This is a genomic window from Capnocytophaga periodontitidis, assembly GCF_016126015.1.
GTDB lineage: Bacteria > Bacteroidota > Bacteroidia > Flavobacteriales > Flavobacteriaceae > Capnocytophaga > Capnocytophaga periodontitidis.
In genome coordinates this window covers 32275-48164 of sequence record NZ_JAEFDB010000006.1, presented here as the reverse complement: position 1 = coordinate 48164, position 15890 = coordinate 32275, and the positions used below count along the sequence as shown (strand labels likewise).

The following is a 15890-nucleotide window of genomic DNA, read 5'->3' as shown; positions in this document are numbered from 1 at the left end:
TTTTAGTTGTTAGTTTGTAAGTTTGTTAAAGTGAAGAAACCTTCGGGAAAATCTACTCCTTTAAGTGTTTCTTTGGCTCTTGCCAATTTATCTGCAAAATATTTGCTATTAGCATAGTCGGTGGTAGTATCAGTTTGTTCTTTATAAGTAAGACGTATCTGATACTTATCCCACATTCTTTTAGTTTTAGCTTTTTTTTCTTCTTCTGTCATAATCTATTTTATTTTACGATGAATGAGAAATCCCACATAATTAGTATTAGGATTAAAAAGTTCTATTTTCTTGTTAGTGAATAATCCATAGATAATAAAATCTTCAAGAGCATCTGTTAGGTATTTGGTTATCCCTCTTCTGTAAAGTCTATTTCGCGAATGAGTACTTCCTTCAGCGTATATATAAGCATTAGGAAAGTCATCTAAAAAAGCATAAATAGTAGCAACAACTGTAGCTAATACTTTTTCAGTATCGCCATTATCAGTAACAATTTTATCATCTATTTCTCCTGTGATAGGATTTCTATCTCCTAAAGCTAAATTGAATACCCCAGCAGGTTCTATTTCTTGGTAGAAAACAACTTTTTGAATAGTTCCATTTTTTCCTTCACTGATAAAATTAAATGTGTATGGGTCTTTATCAGGAATGATATCATATTTTGGTAAATTCATAATTAGGTAAAGGGTTAGTGAATACTAGTTTTTAGTGCTTACAGCTAATTTCTAAATAAACACTTCTAATAAATCCATCCCTTTAGTTTTTACCTCTAATTTGTGGCAAGAAGCAGGGAAAAGCACTGTTTCACCTTGTTTGATAGACAATTCGGTAGTGCCATCACCGATGGTACCTTCACCTTTTACGCACATATAGATATGGAAAGAATCATCTTGAGCAAGCGATTTCTCAAAACCAGCTGTAAGCGGTAGTAAATTAGTGATAAAATAAGGGCAATTCACCACTTTGTTCACCTCATTAGCATTTTGAGAGTACTGCACTTTAAAGTCGTCTTTCTTCTCATAGTCGATGGCATCGAGAGCGAGTTCAGTGTGGAGTTCGCGCAAGTTGCCATTTTTATCACGACGGTTGAAGTCGTACACGCGGTAAGTAATATCACTGGTTTGTTGTATTTCGGCAATGATAATCCCCTTACCTATGGCGTGCACTTTGCCCGTGTTGATAAAGAAAGTATCGCCATCTTTCACTTTTTCGTAGTTGAGAATATCAGTAAGCGTACCATTGTCTAAATGCTGTTGATACTCCTCTTTAGTTACTGTTTTGTTGAAGCCTACAATCAATTCAGCACCTGCATCAGCGTGAAGTACATACCACATTTCGGTTTTACCAAAAGAATTGTGGCGTTCTTTTGCCAATTTATCGTTAGGATGCACTTGTATAGAAAGGTCTTCACGTGCATCTATAAATTTAATAAGGATAGGAAAATCGCGACCAAAACGCTGGTGTACGTGTTTGCCGAGTAGTTCATTAGGGTATAAATCAATGAGTTCTTGCAGACTTTTACCTTCAAGAGCTCCATTGGCTACTACAGAGATATCGCCTGGTACTCCTGATACTTCCCAGCTTTCGCCTGTAATATCACTTTCAATAGGTTTGTTGAATAATGTTTTTAGTTTAGTGCCTCCCCAAAGACGTTCTTTAAGGATTGGTTTAAATTTTATTGGATACATTTTTATTAAGGTTGTTAATTAAACAGGGCAAAGATAATAAATAATTACGAATGACGAATAATGAATGACGTTTTTTTCAATTAAATAGTCCTTTCTTATACTGTTGATTTCGATAATGCAGCATAAAAATATAAGCTGGTACAGCTATAACAGCCGATAAACCCACAGCTAAAGTAGGCAGCATTATAAGTCCGTATATCACAAATGTAATAACATCTATGGTGAGAAAATAGTTTTTGAAATTGAAAGAAGTTATCTTTTTCAGAACAATAGGGAGGAGTATATAAAATAGGAATGGAGCAATAATTAAGAGTTTGTTGATGGTATTTAGTACCCAATCACCGTGTCTATACGATTCAAAAAGTAGCATCATAGGTATAGCAAAAGTTCCTACAAGGGCTTGTATCCCCTCTAATGAAAAGGAATGTAGCTCAGGCATTCCTGGTTTCCTTATATTATTGAATACATTGTAGAAACAAACTAATATTATATAGCAAATTACTACAATATAAGCATTGTGTTTTATATTTTTAATGAATAGGTTCATATTTTCTTTACTTCATTTTCAAAATCAATATTTCTACTTGGATACCAACCTACTATCATATCCATTACATCTTCCAATGTATCTATATATGATTCTTCTGTTTTATCATTCTGCAATTCAATGTCGGATTTAAGGAATATCTGATATATTTCCTCTTTAGAAAAGCCTTTTGGATACAATTGTAAGGCATATTCTCTTAATTTTTCTACAGAATTGGGTTCATATAATAAATCTTCTATATTTCTTTTTTGAATGTCTTGATAAAAGAGATAATCCAGCCAAAAATCGCTATCAAAAGTAATTTTTCCAGCCAATAAAAGCTCTGTTTTGTCTTTCCATTGCATCACAGAAGGCAAAAGAGCAGTCTTGCTAAATAAATTATCTATACGTTCCTGATACTTCTCCATATCATTTGAGATATACACCTCACCCACGAAGTAATACAGACAATGCAGGAAGAACTCTTGTTCAGGGCACACGTTGTCATTAGCTAATTGGAAAACCAAATCATCATTTTTTCCATTCACCACATAAAGATCCCAATCGGGGTCAGGCCATTTTTCATTATGGGCTAACCAAAAAAGTATATCTTCATTATCGGGTTCATAAATGTTTTTAATCATAATTCAGCAAAATCTAAAAATTTAGGTAGTTCAGCTAATTGTAAAAGGGCTTCTTTGAGTTTCTCATTCACAATACAAGTATAATAACCAAACTGATTCCAATTAGACAGATAAAAACCATTTAAGCCTTCTGGTATTTTTGAAGTATCCAATACCAGTTTACTAAAAAAGTCGAATTGTTTTCTTATAGAATGTTGCCAATCAACACAATCCAACACATTTGTAAAAGAAAGCATTTTGTATTTATAAGGAAAATTACCATCAGGAACTACCGTCAAAAAAGTAATTCCTTTTAAATTCTTAAATAATTCTTCCTGAAAGATATCCTCCCTAACCAAAATATGACTCTTAGTCCTTTGAAAAGGAGACATCTTTTCCTTCTTAAAGAAAGAAATATCTTTCACCACCTCTCCTTGATGATTAAGTGCTTGTATCTTCAACACATCCGAAGACTGAAGCGTGTAGTTTTCAGGAAATTTCACATCCTCATTATCCCCTATCACAAAACGATAAGCAAAAGTAAAATACTTCTGCCACAACTTATTATCCTCTTTAAAGACAATTCTAAAATAAGCCATAATCTATTTGTATATATAAATATTCACAACACTCAATCTCTGAAAAGCATTTTCAAACTTATACTTATCACAGAAAAAAGCTCTTTCTTGTAAAAAAGATTTTGCCTGCACAGCGGAGGAAAAAAGAGAATATTCATTAAGTCGTTTTTTATATTCTACACAAAAAGAATTGTCAATTCTTAGTATCTCATTGTATATGATTGAAAAACCTATATAGAAATCATCAATTGGCTCATATAAATAGCCACAATCCACACCTATTTGTTTAAAATTGGGATGTTCACAACTATCTTCACTGAAGTATAATAGATGAAGATTATTCTTAAAAAGACCTTCCTTTTCTTCCAGAATACGCTCAAGATATTTTGCATCTACAAAATAATCATCTACTATAGGATATTGAAAAGATTTTTGCCCCCATAGAGAAATATTTCTATCAAAACCCAAGTAATTAGTGTTATCTGTTAAGATGATTCCTTTCATTGCCACTTATATTTTACCTTTACACTATATCTCCATTTCTTACAATATTGGTAATTTTATATATTTTCATTTGATAAATTAGTTATTAAGTCATTAGTAAATTGGGGCACATCGGCAAATTGACAAATCGACTAATCGATTCATTATCTCAAGTTTTTCAGCATAAATTGTGTCATTATCTTTGCTGTTTGCGCTTCTTTGGCAGTAAACAAATGGTCCCCTCTTTCTATAAGACTTACCTTACAATGCTTGTAGAAAAAAGGCAAATTCTCGCTATAAGTATAAGATATCATCCGATCACCCGTACCGTGAATTACCAGCACCTTGCCTTTGTAGGTACTCGCTTTCTCAATGAGTTTACAGCGTTGTGCTGAGAGAATATAGTCTTTCCCCACAGTTACTTTCCCTCCAAAAAAGGAAAGCTCCTCAGGTACATTCAATGGGTCGAAAGTGGCATCGAACAGTACCCCTTGTGATAGTATGTCGTGAATTGTAGAAGCAGGAGCTAACAAGCCTAATGCTTTAACGTTTTTCTTTCCTAATTCTGCACTCAAAAGCATCGCTATAGCCCCTCCTTGCGAGTGTCCTATCAAGCCTATCTTACCTACGAAAGAGAGTCTTTTAGTAAATGCCATTATGCGCCGTGCATCTTCTAACTCATTATCTAACGACATTTTCTTAAAATCTCCTTCACTTTCGCCGTGTGCGTTAAAGTCAAAGCGTACTGAAGCAATACCGTGTGTTGCTAAGCTATCTGCCAAAGTAGCATATAGCTTTTTGTCTTTATTGCTAGTCAGTCCGTGGAAGATAATCACAGTAGGGATTTTCTGAGACTTTTTCACAGTATCAGGAGTGGTAACCACTCCGCGAAGTGTTCCTACAGCTCCCTGAATAGTTACAGGTTCAGTTTTGGCATTTACCAAGTTAATAGTAACTAAAAAAGTAAAAATTATGTTCCTAAGTTTCATATATTTGAATTATTAAACAGTTATTAGTATCTAATCATTATTCATTAACCATTAATCATTATGTCTGTACACTTCCTCAAACGGCAATCTAAACCTTTCACCCCAGATACCGCGCTGTTCACGAAGTCCACAAGTAATCACCATATTCACTTCTGCCCCGCAAGGTAAGTGTAACAACTTCTTAATGCGTCTGCTATCGTAACCCTCTAACGGACAAGTATCGTAACCCTCCTCTGCCATTGCCAGCATAAAGGTCTGTGCTACGAGTCCACAGCTTTTGTGTACACTTACGCGAATATCGCCTTCCGAGAGCTGTTGCATCATAGGGCGAAACCAACTGGTAACCACCCCAAACGCTTTGCGGAAGAGTCCTAGCAACCCAAAAAATCTACTATACACAAAAGGCATCAGCTTACTGTAATACGCCTCTTTATCTTTAATGCGTTTGGCTTGCCTTTCGGGCGGACTGTTGCGCTGTACATTACCACGCTCAAACTCCAAGATAGCACGAGCGTGCGCGCGGTGTTTGTCTTGACGGGTAACAAAAACCACCATCTGTTGTGCGGTGGTAGCCGTACGCTGGTCGAGACAGGCGTGAGCGAGCTTTTTAAGTAAATCTTTATCAGTAATATGGTACAACTCATACAGTTGCATATTGAAACCAGTAGGAGCTAGTGTAGCGAGCTTAAGGCATTCACGCACCTTTTCCTCACTGATGGGCGTAGGAGCGTAATAACGTACCGCCCTGCGGAAGTGTAAAATATCTTTTAACATAGAATTAGTGTTTAGTAGTCAGCTAAATTTCCTGACATTTCTTATTGATTTTTATTTTGTAATGACAAAATTACAAAAAGAAACTGAAACGAACAAAATATTGCTAATTCGCTAATTATTTGTACCTTTGCCCTCTGTTTTAGAACATTCTGTAATATGAACGATAATTCCTCTTATCACATTCCCGTTTTGTTGCAACAAAGTGTTGAAGGTTTGGCAATTAAGCCCAATGGCACTTATGTAGATATCACTTTTGGCGGCGGCGGTCATTCGCGTGAAATCCTCAAACATTTAGGCAATGAGGGGCGACTTTTTGCTTTCGATCAAGATACTGATGCAGCTGCCAATGCTATAGCCGATGACCGTTTTACACTCATTCAGCAGAATTTCAAATATTTGCGACAATACTTGCGTTTCTATGGTGTTACACAAGTAGACGGGGTTTTAGGTGATTTTGGGGTTTCTTCTCATCAATTTGACGTTGCCGAACGCGGCTTTTCTACTCGTTTTGAAGGTACTTTGGATATGCGTATGAACCAAAATGCAGCAATTTCGGCTAAAGAAATTGTAAATGAATATGATGAAGAAGATTTAAGTCGATTGTTTTTCAACTATGGTGAGCTGAAAAACGCCAAAGCTATCGCTCGAGCGATTATCAATTATAGAGCACAGAAGCCTATTCAGTTAGGCAGTGAGTTACAAGAGGCTGTAAAGAGTTTTTTACCCAAGTTCAAAGAAAACAAGGTGTTAGCGCAAATCTATCAAGCGATACGCATAGAGGTGAACGGCGAAATGGAGGCACTGGAATCGTTTTTGTTACAACTGCCCGATGTGGTGAAACCTGGGGGGCGCATCAGTCTCATCAGCTATCACTCGCTTGAAGACCGTGCCGTGAAACGCTTTATACGCGACGGACAATTAGAAGGTACTCCCGAAAAAGATTGGTTTGGCAATGTGTCAGTTCCGTTTAAAAAAGTAGGCGGACTTATCACTCCTACCGATAGTGAGATTGCAATGAATAACCGAGCTCGCAGTGCTAAACTTCGCATTGCTGAACGCATAAACTCTTAATTCTTAATTTTATAACTAAAAAATGGGAAGAGCTACCGACGAAATTAAAAATATACTACGCGGAAAGTTTTTTGTAGGCAAAGACGCTTTTAAAAGCTGGATGTTTGTTGGCTTTCTGTTTGTGCTGATTATCATAATGATTACCAGTTCACAGCGAGTAGATGCCAAAGTACACCAAATTGCTAAACTGAATGAAGAGGTTAATGAACTCAAAAGTCAGTTTGTAGATGTGCGTTCGCGCTTACAGAAGGTGCGATTAGAGTCGTCGCTGTTAGAACAATTAGAATCTAAAGGACTCAAGCAGCCTGAGAAACCACCACAAAAAATTAAAGTAATTGTAGAAGAATAACAAAACAATAAGGAGGTAAAGCATTGGAAAAAAGCGACAAAAAAATAACCGCACGCACTTACTTTGTAGCATTGGTAATCCTGCTGATGATTATAATAATAGCCGTAAAACTCATCAAAATACAAATAGAAGGTGATGAATATCGCGCCAAAGTAGACGAAACTACCTTGCGTGAGGCTGATATTATTCCCAGTCAAGGCAATTTGTATTCCGATGATGGGAGTTTATTGGCTACCTCGGTAACTCGTTACGATATTCGTTGGGACGGGATAGCCCCTTCTAAAGCCAATTTCAACAAATATGTAAAGCCGTTGAGCGATTCCCTTTCAAAGATGTTTGGTCGTCCAAGTAACTACTATTTGAATCTACTTAAAAAAGAACGCAATTTAAAGAACAGATACTTACTTATCGCAAGTAATTTAGGCTATAGTGAATATGCACGTATCAAAAAATTTCCACTGTTTGACAAAGGTCCCTACAAAGGGGGAATCATTATAGAGAAAAACATCAAACGCGAATATCCGTTAGGAGGGATTGCTCACCGCAGTATTGGTTATGCGCGTACCGATGAAACTGGTTACACTACCCGTGTAGGGCTTGAAGGTGCTTATGCCAATTACCTTTTGGGTACTAAAGGACGACGCTTAGAACAGAAAATCGCCAAAGGACAGTGGAAACTCGCCAGTGGGTTTGATATTATAGAACCTAAAGATGGTTATGATGTAGTTTCTACTATCAATATCAACATACAAGATATTGCACACCACGCCTTACTTACCCAACTGAAGAAATATAAAGCTCAGCACGGTTGCGTGATTGTAATGGAAGTGAGTACAGGCGAGATAAAAGCTATTTCCAATCTTGAGTTAAACAAAAAAAACGACACCTATGCCGAGCGTTATAACTTTGCTATAGGCGAAGCTCACGAACCTGGGTCGGTATTCAAATTGATGACTGTTGTTGCTGCTATGGAAACCCGCAATATCGATACCACTTATGTAGTGGATATAAAAGACGGAAAACAACAGTACTACGATAAGACTTTTCAAGATTCACAACATCACTTCACAGGGCGCATTAGCTTAAACAAAGCCTTTTCGGTATCCTCAAACGTGGGGATGACCGAGTTAGTACACTCACTATTTGCGAAAAACCCTTCGGATTTTACCTCTCAATTGCTAAAAATGAATCTCAATCAGCAGTTAGGCTTACCCATCTTAGGTGAAGGAGCTCCTTTTATTCCTACACCACGCGACAAGCTATGGAGTGGGGTGACCCTCGAATCTATGGCCATAGGTTATGCCGTAAAAATTACCCCTTTGCAGAGCTTGGCTTTCTACAACGCTATTGCCAATGGGGGAGTGATGGTAAAACCCCGAATGATCAAGGAAGTAAAAGAATGGAACAAAGCAATAGAAAAGTTTAATGTAGAGATTATCAACGGAAAAATTTGCTCTAAACAAACTGCCGATAAAGCTAAGGGAATGCTTGCCGATGTAGTGAGACGTTCGTATGGATCAGGACACCGACTTTATTCCCCCGATTTTTCGATGGCAGGCAAAACAGGAACTGCTCGTAAAAACTACGCCAATGCGGATGCAAGCAAACTGAGTTATATATCCTCGTTTGCAGGATTTTTTCCGGTAGACAACCCAAAATACTCGTGTATAGTAGTCATTCACGAGCCCGACCGCAGTGTGGGGATTTACGGTGCCGATGTATCGGGACCTGTATTCAAAAGTATAGCTCATAAAATCTATACTAATTCACTGTTGATGGACACCGTAGAAGATGTGGAAAATGTATCGGGAAAAACTACTAAAAACTATGAAGATTACTATGCTAAGGCTGCAAAATACAAAACAGTAATGCCCGATCTTACGGGTATGAATGTAATGGATGCCATTGCCTTACTCGAAAATATGGGTTTACGAGTGAAATTTTCGGGCGAAGGCAAAGTAAGTAGCCAATCGGTTGCCAAAGGCTCCAAAGTAGCGCACAATACCATAGTAGTTTTACAGTGTGGAGAATTAACTAATTAGTCAATTAGCCAATTAGCAAATGATTGCGTCGCTACACTTTGATAATCAATTACTTTTAGAGTGTGTTATGTAAGGGCGTTTTGCAAACGCCCCTAAAGAAAAACTTTTTGAACAGCCTCTTGAACTCTTAAAATGATAATATGAAAATATTCTTTATCACAACATTCGTTTTCATCACCTCATTAGCTGTAGCGCAGCCTTGTTCTTACAAAGATTTAGAGCAAACAATAACAAGTCTTTACACTAAAGTAAAACCTTGCAATCTCCCTATTGCTAAAATGGACTTTACCCCTGTTCTTTTATATAAAGAAACTAAATTTTTAGGCGCAATAGGCATTCACAAAAAGCGATTGGTAGTTCAGTTTACAAGTATTAAAAAAGACAATACACAACCATCATTATACCAAGTAGAAGGCTGGACGCGTGTAGCCAAAAACACCCGTAAGTTTAGAGGGACTATTGTTATAAACACACTAAAAACACTTGTAAATACTGAAGAAACCAACTTTAAGGAAGAAGGAATTGCTGAAGGCAACTTCCTTTTTGATGAATATGAAAACCTCTCTGCAACAGGTATTTTTAAGGGGAAAGTATTACTTTGTTGGGCTATTTCTAACAAAGGAAATTTAGAGTATAACGATTTCTATGAAGGAGCTGACCCTTATTTCAACAATGCTTTTATTGGAACGTGGACAAGCAAACAAACACAGAAAACACAGCAAGTAAGTTGGGCATATTATCGCGTACCTTGTTCAGGTGATTTAGATATAGGGGCAGGAGAGTTTATTCCCAATAAGAAATACTTAAAATACGGCTGGGACGAATTTATTAACGAAATGAAAGCCCAATAAATACCCTAGCTATACTCCTTATAATTAACAAATTGATAAATTGACTAATGACTAATTTAAAAACATTACTTAAAAACATCTCTATAAAGGCTTCTCTTTATGAAGAAGACAAACCTATTACTTCCGTTTGTTTCGACTCTCGCAAGGTAGAAAAAGGAAGTATGTTTGTTGCTATCACTGGCACTCAATCTAACGGACACGAATATATAGACCAAGCTATTCGCAGTGGTGCTACTGCTATTGTATGTGAGCAATTACCTCAACAGCCCTTGCCTGATGTAAGCTATATAGTAGTTCCTAATACTCATAGCGCCTTAGCTCTTATCGCGGCTAACTTCTATGGCAATCCTTCCGAAAAACTTACCTTAGTAGGCGTTACAGGCACTAACGGAAAGACTACTATTGCAACGCTTCTCTACCAATTGTTTAGAAAAGCAGGACAAAAAGCAGGTTTGCTCTCTACCGTAGCAGTATACGTAGACGACCAGCGTTTTGAAGCTACTCACACTACCCCCGACCCTCTTCAACTAAATCATTATCTACACTTAATGGTACAACAAGGGGTGAAATACTGCTTTATGGAGGTCAGTTCGCACGGTATCGACCAGCATCGCACCGAAGGACTACAATTTGCAGGTGGTATTTTCACTAACCTCACCCGCGATCACCTTGACTATCACAAAACCTTCGCTGCCTATCGCGATGTGAAAAAGCGTTTCTTTGATGCGTTGCCAGCTACCGCTTTTGCCTTAGTGAACAACGATGATAAAAATGGGGTTTTTATGTTACAAAACACCAAAGCCCAAAAGAAAACTTACGCTCTCAAAACCTATTCAGATTATAAAGCATATATCATTGAAAGCAGATTTGACGGCTTGTTGTTGCGCATCAATCAGCACGAGGTATGGACAAAACTCATAGGGGAGTTCAATGCCTATAACCTTTTAGCGGTATATGCAGCAGCTACACTTTTAGGTATTGACGAACTTGAGGCGCTTACACTCATCAGTGCTATAGAACCCGTGGCTGGGCGTTTCCAATACGCTGTATCGGCTACGGGAGTGATTACCATCGTAGATTACGCTCATACCCCCGATGCGCTTGAAAACGTTCTAAAAACCATCAACGATATACGCACTCACAACGAGACACTCACTACTGTAGTGGGTTGTGGGGGCAATCGCGACAAAGGCAAACGCCCTATAATGGCTGATATCGCTACAACCCTCAGCGATAATGTCATCCTCACTTCCGACAATCCTCGCAACGAAGAACCTGAGACGATTCTTGCCGAAATGGAACAAGGGGTACAGCCACAACACTTCCACAAAGTACAAACCATCACCGACCGTCGTCAGGCAATACAATCCGTTTGTAAGAACGCCCAAAAAGGCGATATCATCCTCATCGCCGGTAAGGGACACGAAACTTACCAAGAAATTAAAGGCGTAAAACACCATTTTGACGACTTTGAAACCGTCCGCGAGTTTCTGGAATTGTACAAGAAGTAGCAGTTAGGAATTAGAAAATAGAAATTAGACTTTGCTAAGAGTTTTAGGACTCTTAGCAAAGTTTTTTTGTGCTAAAAAACTCTGGTGTGTATTGTTGTAAGTTAGGTAAGAAAAAAGTATAAAAAATATAGCATTGATAATCAGAAATATAAGAAAATTGTTAATAACTTTTTTGCGTTTTACTTATATCTGAGAGAAAAAACGATATATATAGATAATATTATTATTTTTTTTCTTATGGAAAAACAAAAATCATTAATGCAGTTGCCAGTGGCACTGCTCGGTCAGTCAAAAATGACTATGTGCGCGCTTTTAGAACGCGAAATTGTTGAACAAGAGCGTTATATTAAGGAAACGCTCCAATTGCTTGAACTGCCTTTCAAAGGGACTTTTCACCCTACTATTGAACGAAAGCAGAACACTTTCTCGGTGAAAATGAAATCGTTATTTCAGCAAAATGATTTTGAAAGAGTGCAAAAAGCCTTTCCGAAAGGCTATGTGTTATCTCCCAACAGTTTTATAGGTGAGCGCATAGAAAAACAATTTGTACACATCGCGATTCCTAATCAAAGTACTCGTTGGGTACATTTGAGCGAATTGTTCTGCGCTCAACAATTCAGAAATGCAGCTATGACCTTGCCTATTGCCTTAGGAATCGATAATCACAACCTACATCTCGTTGATTTAGCTACCGAAACACATTGGGCTATTAAAAACGATACCCCAGCCGACAACTACAAGGGGTTACAACTCGTATTGTTGTCGTTGTTGTTTTGGCAAACGCCTAAAAACGTTCAGTTGGTATGGATAGATAGTAACAATACCTCGGATAATGCTCTACAAGAAGTTATCGCACCTTATGCTTTTACTACCGCTACCGAACCTCAAGAGGTGTTGCAAGCACTAATTGCCGAAAATGAAAAACGCTTGAAATGTGAGAGTTGTGAGCCACGTATAATAGTGTTTATCAGTGATGCTTACGCATTGTATCAGCAATATTCTGAACTGTGGGACACCTTAGAGGAGAGTTTTAAACAAGGCATCCACCTCATCGGTAGTTTTGCCGATTATGTGCAACAGCAAGCAACCGTAAAAAAGGTCGTCGATTTTCACAAGGTATTTGATACAATGCTTGAGTATAAGCACGATAACACTCTGTGGTATGAGCGGACTGAGATTTTAGCCCCTTCTTTTGAAGAAACTATCTTTGAAAAGATTGTAGCCTTTAAAAAAGGAGAGATTTCGCGCAAAACTATGATTGTAGCCGACTTGCATAGAGCACAAGCACTTGGCAAATACATAAACAAACTTTTAAAGCGAAGAAAACGCGACGGCAAACGCAAAGCTAATGAAAAGCTCAGCGTTAAAACGTTTAAGGACGCTTTAGTCAATAGCTTGCTATACACTCAATTGTGTAGTAGTGATGAGAAAGTAGCGTTTTCATTATTTTTGATAAGGCGTTTTTTCAACAGTATGGAGCGTGATCTTTTTGAAGAAATGCTTCTCCGCATCAGCAATGAGGCTACCTATCTTATCAGCGATACCCCTAAGAAAATCAGTAATGTAGCATATATAGATGTTCTAAAGAAAAGCGGGCAGTTGCTCATCAATCAAGAAGCGGTGTACAGTGCTATGCCCAATGGCGAAATAGTCCCCTTTGTAATCGACCACAGTGAGTATTATCCACCCTCTTTTTCAATAGCTATTCATCCGAAGAGAATTATCTCTCCCATTTTTGATGCGTTGCCCAATAACAACTATCCGCAACTGAATAAGATAGTAGTCGCCCTTAGAGAGCATACTTCAACCCTCACCGAACCTATTGAAATAAAGGAAGTTACAGAGAATGTCTTCCGCGACAGAAAGCTTGCTAAGGAGCTCAACCCTACAGTCCTCATTGCCGAAATAGAAAAGCTATTATCACAACAAGCATTTCAAATAATTAATAAGCTGTAAAAAAATCACCCTAACGTCCCAAATTTTAACATTTTATATTTGGTAGCAAGAAAAATAGTTAGTACTTTTGGGGCGTTAAACTAAAACATCACAAATTTATGAATAATACCTTTTTTAAACAGAAAGAATTTACAGAATTCTTGCCAAAAAATGGAGTAAATAGCATTGATAGTTATGTTAATTACGTAAATAATGCTGACAAACAATTTAGGCATAAACTTTTTGAGCTAGTAGAGAATATCTATAAAGCAAAAAGTTTAGATGCTCTTGATGAATTGAGAGAAATAGGAGAAGAACTTTTTGAGATTATAGAAGTTACTTCTAAGAATCATTACCGTGCAGGGTTTATGAAGTACCTTGATTTTATTGAAGAGAAAATCTGCCTTTCTGCTGAAGTTTCAGTTGCAACTATTTCTTTAAATGACATTAAAAAAGATGTAGAAGAAGAGGAAAAAATATGTAATACCAATAGTGCTTACATACACTACTCTTCTACTTTTGTTAGAGACACTCTATTTCGTAGGCTAATTTCACAAGACCGCTATAATAACAATGGTCATCTTATTTTCCCTATTCGTTTTATAAAACAATACTTTTATAAAACAGGACACGAGAAAACTTTTGACAAAATACTTAATCATCAAATAGATAACATTATCTATTTTGTAGGGACTACTGCTAAAAAAGTCAAAGATTTAAAAGACTTAGAAATTGAGTATAGTAATGGACAGGTCTTTATAAATAAGGAAAAGGTTTCTGCTAAAACAGAAGTTGATAATTTAGTAACTCTAGTTGTAAAATCAGGTAAACTTAGAGAAATTGTTATCGATCACATTGAGCCTATTAGTCTCTTATTAGAGTCTTTAGATAAAAACGATTTTCCTCAACTATCACTTATCACAGATGAATTTAGAAAACGAGTGAAAGGAGGAAATTTAGATAGAGATTCAGTACGTCTATTATCTACTATAATTGCAAATGATGAGTCTTTTAGAAATAGAATTCATTTTGATGAGCTGGAAGAAGAATTTCAGAAAATTAATGCAAAAATGAATTTGCAACTAATGCATAGTAGTTATAACAGCAAGAAAGGAGCAAAATAAGTAATATAACTTATTTAACTAAAAAAGAGTGCCAAAAATTGTTTTGGCACTCTTTTTTTTATCATAGTATCACAAAATGATACACCTCCTATATTATCTTTGCCATTACTATGATAATCAATTACTTTTAAAGTATACTATGTAAGGGCGTTTTGCAAACGCCCCCACAAATAAAACTTTCGGACAGCTTTTTTTTGATTTATAAACCACTTGATTAATCCACTTTCAAATTTCTCTTCACTGCTTCTTGCCAATATTTTACAAAAGTATCTCGCAAGTGAGTAGGTTCTAATATAGTAAGCGACCAACTGCGTTTCATCAATTCCATAATAAAGTCGAGAGTGGGTTTTACATAGAGTTCAAAGGTGATATGTGTTGCGGTTTCAGCTATAACTCGCTGTGAGTGGTGAATAGGCGAGGCTTTGAGATAGTTACCATCGCGGTGATCAAACTGTAACACTACCTTTTCGGCTTTGGCATCGGTAAACATCCCAAAAGCATTGTAATACGGACTGTAGAAGTCTAATTCTTTATTAGGTCGGAAGGTAGCACCTATTTCTAACGAACGCACGCGCTCTAAGGCAAAGGCTTTAAAAGGCACACTGCTATCTTGTTTATCTACTGCCAACACATACCATTTATAGTCTTTATGCTTTAGTTTGTAAGGCTGTAGCGTATAGGCTTTGGTTTGCTCATCGCGGTAGTCGTAGTAAGTGATGTGCAGTTCTTTATGTGCTTCTATAGCCTCTATACAGTCGGCTATATGGTTTGTACCCGTATGCTGACGAGTTTCTGTAATCACGCATTCAGGTAGTTTGCCGTCTTGGTTTTGCACGATAAACAAGATGTAAGCTGCCAATAGGTCATCTACTATCAGCTGATTTTCATCTTCGTATAGCGCATAAGTTTCGTCCTCAAATCTCAAATCATAGTGTCATTCATCGCGTATTGTCTCTTTGTCGCGCTCAAACAATTGTCAGTTATACCCTTTTTCACCTAAATAACTATCCATTTCTTTGTAGATTTGTTGGTAGTTAGGGTAAATACCTCTTGACGAAAATAATTTTGTTTTCTATTTGCTTTTATCTCGTTATTCACTATCTTTGCACTTTGGCAATTCGGGACAATATAGTTCTATTTCTACATTCACAAAAACAAAAAACAACTTTTGTTCTAATTGTCATTTTTTTATTCCATCATATTTAGCTTTGTTAAATTTATAATTGTTATTTAATGTCAGTTCGATATAAAAGAATATTGATTTTCAGCTTTATATCATAATATATTCACAAAATAATTCACCATCAGGTGAAAATTCGTGTGTTCACATACCCAGCTGAGAGCCCTCGCTGGCT

The 15890-nt window shown here is 37.0% G+C and carries 17 protein-coding genes; 7 read left to right on the top strand and 10 right to left on the bottom strand.

The window, feature by feature from the left end:
* Window positions 1-2: 2 nt before the first annotated feature.
* The 9 genes from I7X29_RS09660 to I7X29_RS09620 all read right to left on the bottom strand — a co-directional run bounded on the left by I7X29_RS09660 (window position 3) and on the right by I7X29_RS09620 (window position 5652).
* A complete protein-coding gene (locus tag I7X29_RS09660; RefSeq protein ID WP_198474340.1) occupies window positions 3-212 on the bottom strand; it encodes a hypothetical protein in 210 nt (69 codons plus the stop codon).
* Window positions 213-215: 3 nt separating this feature from the next.
* Window positions 216-665 carry a DUF6934 family protein gene (locus I7X29_RS09655; RefSeq protein WP_198474338.1) on the bottom strand — a complete coding sequence of 150 codons (450 nt, stop codon included), beginning with the start codon at window positions 663-665 and terminating at the stop codon, window positions 216-218.
* 51 nt (window positions 666-716) lie between these two features.
* Window positions 717-1679 carry a type I phosphomannose isomerase catalytic subunit gene (locus I7X29_RS09650; RefSeq protein ID WP_198474336.1) on the bottom strand — a complete coding sequence of 321 codons (963 nt, stop codon included), beginning with the start codon at window positions 1677-1679 and terminating at the stop codon, window positions 717-719.
* A gap of 76 nt (window positions 1680-1755) precedes the next feature.
* Window positions 1756-2226 (bottom strand): hypothetical protein, encoded by a 471-nt coding sequence (locus I7X29_RS09645; protein ID WP_198474334.1) that lies wholly within the window; start codon window positions 2224-2226, stop codon window positions 1756-1758.
* Entirely contained in the window at window positions 2223-2849 is a 627-nt protein-coding gene (locus tag I7X29_RS09640) for a hypothetical protein (protein ID WP_198474333.1), read from the bottom strand. Before I7X29_RS09640 ends, I7X29_RS09645 begins: the two co-directional genes overlap by 4 nt.
* Window positions 2846-3427 (bottom strand): hypothetical protein, encoded by a 582-nt coding sequence (locus tag I7X29_RS15440; protein ID WP_225883719.1) that lies wholly within the window; start codon window positions 3425-3427, stop codon window positions 2846-2848. The genes I7X29_RS09640 and I7X29_RS15440 overlap by 4 nt, the downstream gene beginning before the upstream one ends.
* 3 nt (window positions 3428-3430) lie before the next feature.
* Window positions 3431-3910, bottom strand: coding sequence for a hypothetical protein (locus I7X29_RS09630; protein WP_198474331.1), 480 nt, complete (start codon window positions 3908-3910; stop codon window positions 3431-3433).
* Between the two features lie 143 nt (window positions 3911-4053).
* Window positions 4054-4878, bottom strand: coding sequence for an alpha/beta hydrolase (locus I7X29_RS09625; RefSeq protein ID WP_198474329.1), 825 nt, complete (start codon window positions 4876-4878; stop codon window positions 4054-4056).
* A gap of 51 nt (window positions 4879-4929) precedes the next feature.
* Complete coding sequence (locus I7X29_RS09620; RefSeq protein WP_198474327.1) at window positions 4930-5652, bottom strand: nitroreductase family protein; 723 nt, start codon at window positions 5650-5652, stop codon at window positions 4930-4932.
* Window positions 5653-5808: 156 nt separating this feature from the next.
* Between I7X29_RS09620 and rsmH the strand changes: the two genes are divergently transcribed.
* From rsmH to I7X29_RS09585, 7 genes are all read left to right on the top strand, one after another.
* Window positions 5809-6723 (top strand): 16S rRNA (cytosine(1402)-N(4))-methyltransferase RsmH, encoded by a 915-nt coding sequence (gene rsmH / locus I7X29_RS09615; protein ID WP_198474325.1) that lies wholly within the window; start codon window positions 5809-5811, stop codon window positions 6721-6723.
* 22 nt (window positions 6724-6745) lie between these two features.
* The gene (locus I7X29_RS09610; protein ID WP_009412953.1) at window positions 6746-7072 is read left to right on the top strand and encodes an FtsL-like putative cell division protein; all 327 of its coding nucleotides are present in this window, start codon (window positions 6746-6748) and stop codon (window positions 7070-7072) included.
* A 23-nt stretch (window positions 7073-7095) separates the two neighbouring features.
* Complete coding sequence (locus I7X29_RS09605) at window positions 7096-9114, top strand: penicillin-binding protein (RefSeq protein WP_198474323.1); 2019 nt, start codon at window positions 7096-7098, stop codon at window positions 9112-9114.
* Between the two features lie 140 nt (window positions 9115-9254).
* Entirely contained in the window at window positions 9255-9965 is a 711-nt protein-coding gene (locus I7X29_RS09600) for a hypothetical protein (protein ID WP_198474321.1), read from the top strand.
* A 47-nt stretch (window positions 9966-10012) separates the two neighbouring features.
* On the top strand, window positions 10013-11476 hold the full coding sequence (locus I7X29_RS09595; RefSeq protein WP_198474319.1) for a UDP-N-acetylmuramoyl-L-alanyl-D-glutamate--2,6-diaminopimelate ligase: 1464 nt from the start codon (window positions 10013-10015) through the stop codon (window positions 11474-11476).
* A gap of 237 nt (window positions 11477-11713) precedes the next feature.
* Complete coding sequence (locus I7X29_RS09590) at window positions 11714-13432, top strand: FtsK/SpoIIIE domain-containing protein (protein ID WP_198474317.1); 1719 nt, start codon at window positions 11714-11716, stop codon at window positions 13430-13432.
* Window positions 13433-13530: 98 nt separating this feature from the next.
* Entirely contained in the window at window positions 13531-14535 is a 1005-nt protein-coding gene (locus I7X29_RS09585) for a hypothetical protein (RefSeq protein ID WP_198474315.1), read from the top strand.
* A 214-nt stretch (window positions 14536-14749) separates the two neighbouring features.
* On the opposite strand, the gene I7X29_RS09580 is transcribed toward I7X29_RS09585, so the two are convergent.
* Window positions 14750-15460 (bottom strand): helix-turn-helix transcriptional regulator, encoded by a 711-nt coding sequence (locus tag I7X29_RS09580; RefSeq protein ID WP_225883718.1) that lies wholly within the window; start codon window positions 15458-15460, stop codon window positions 14750-14752.
* Window positions 15461-15890: the final 430 nt, after the last annotated feature.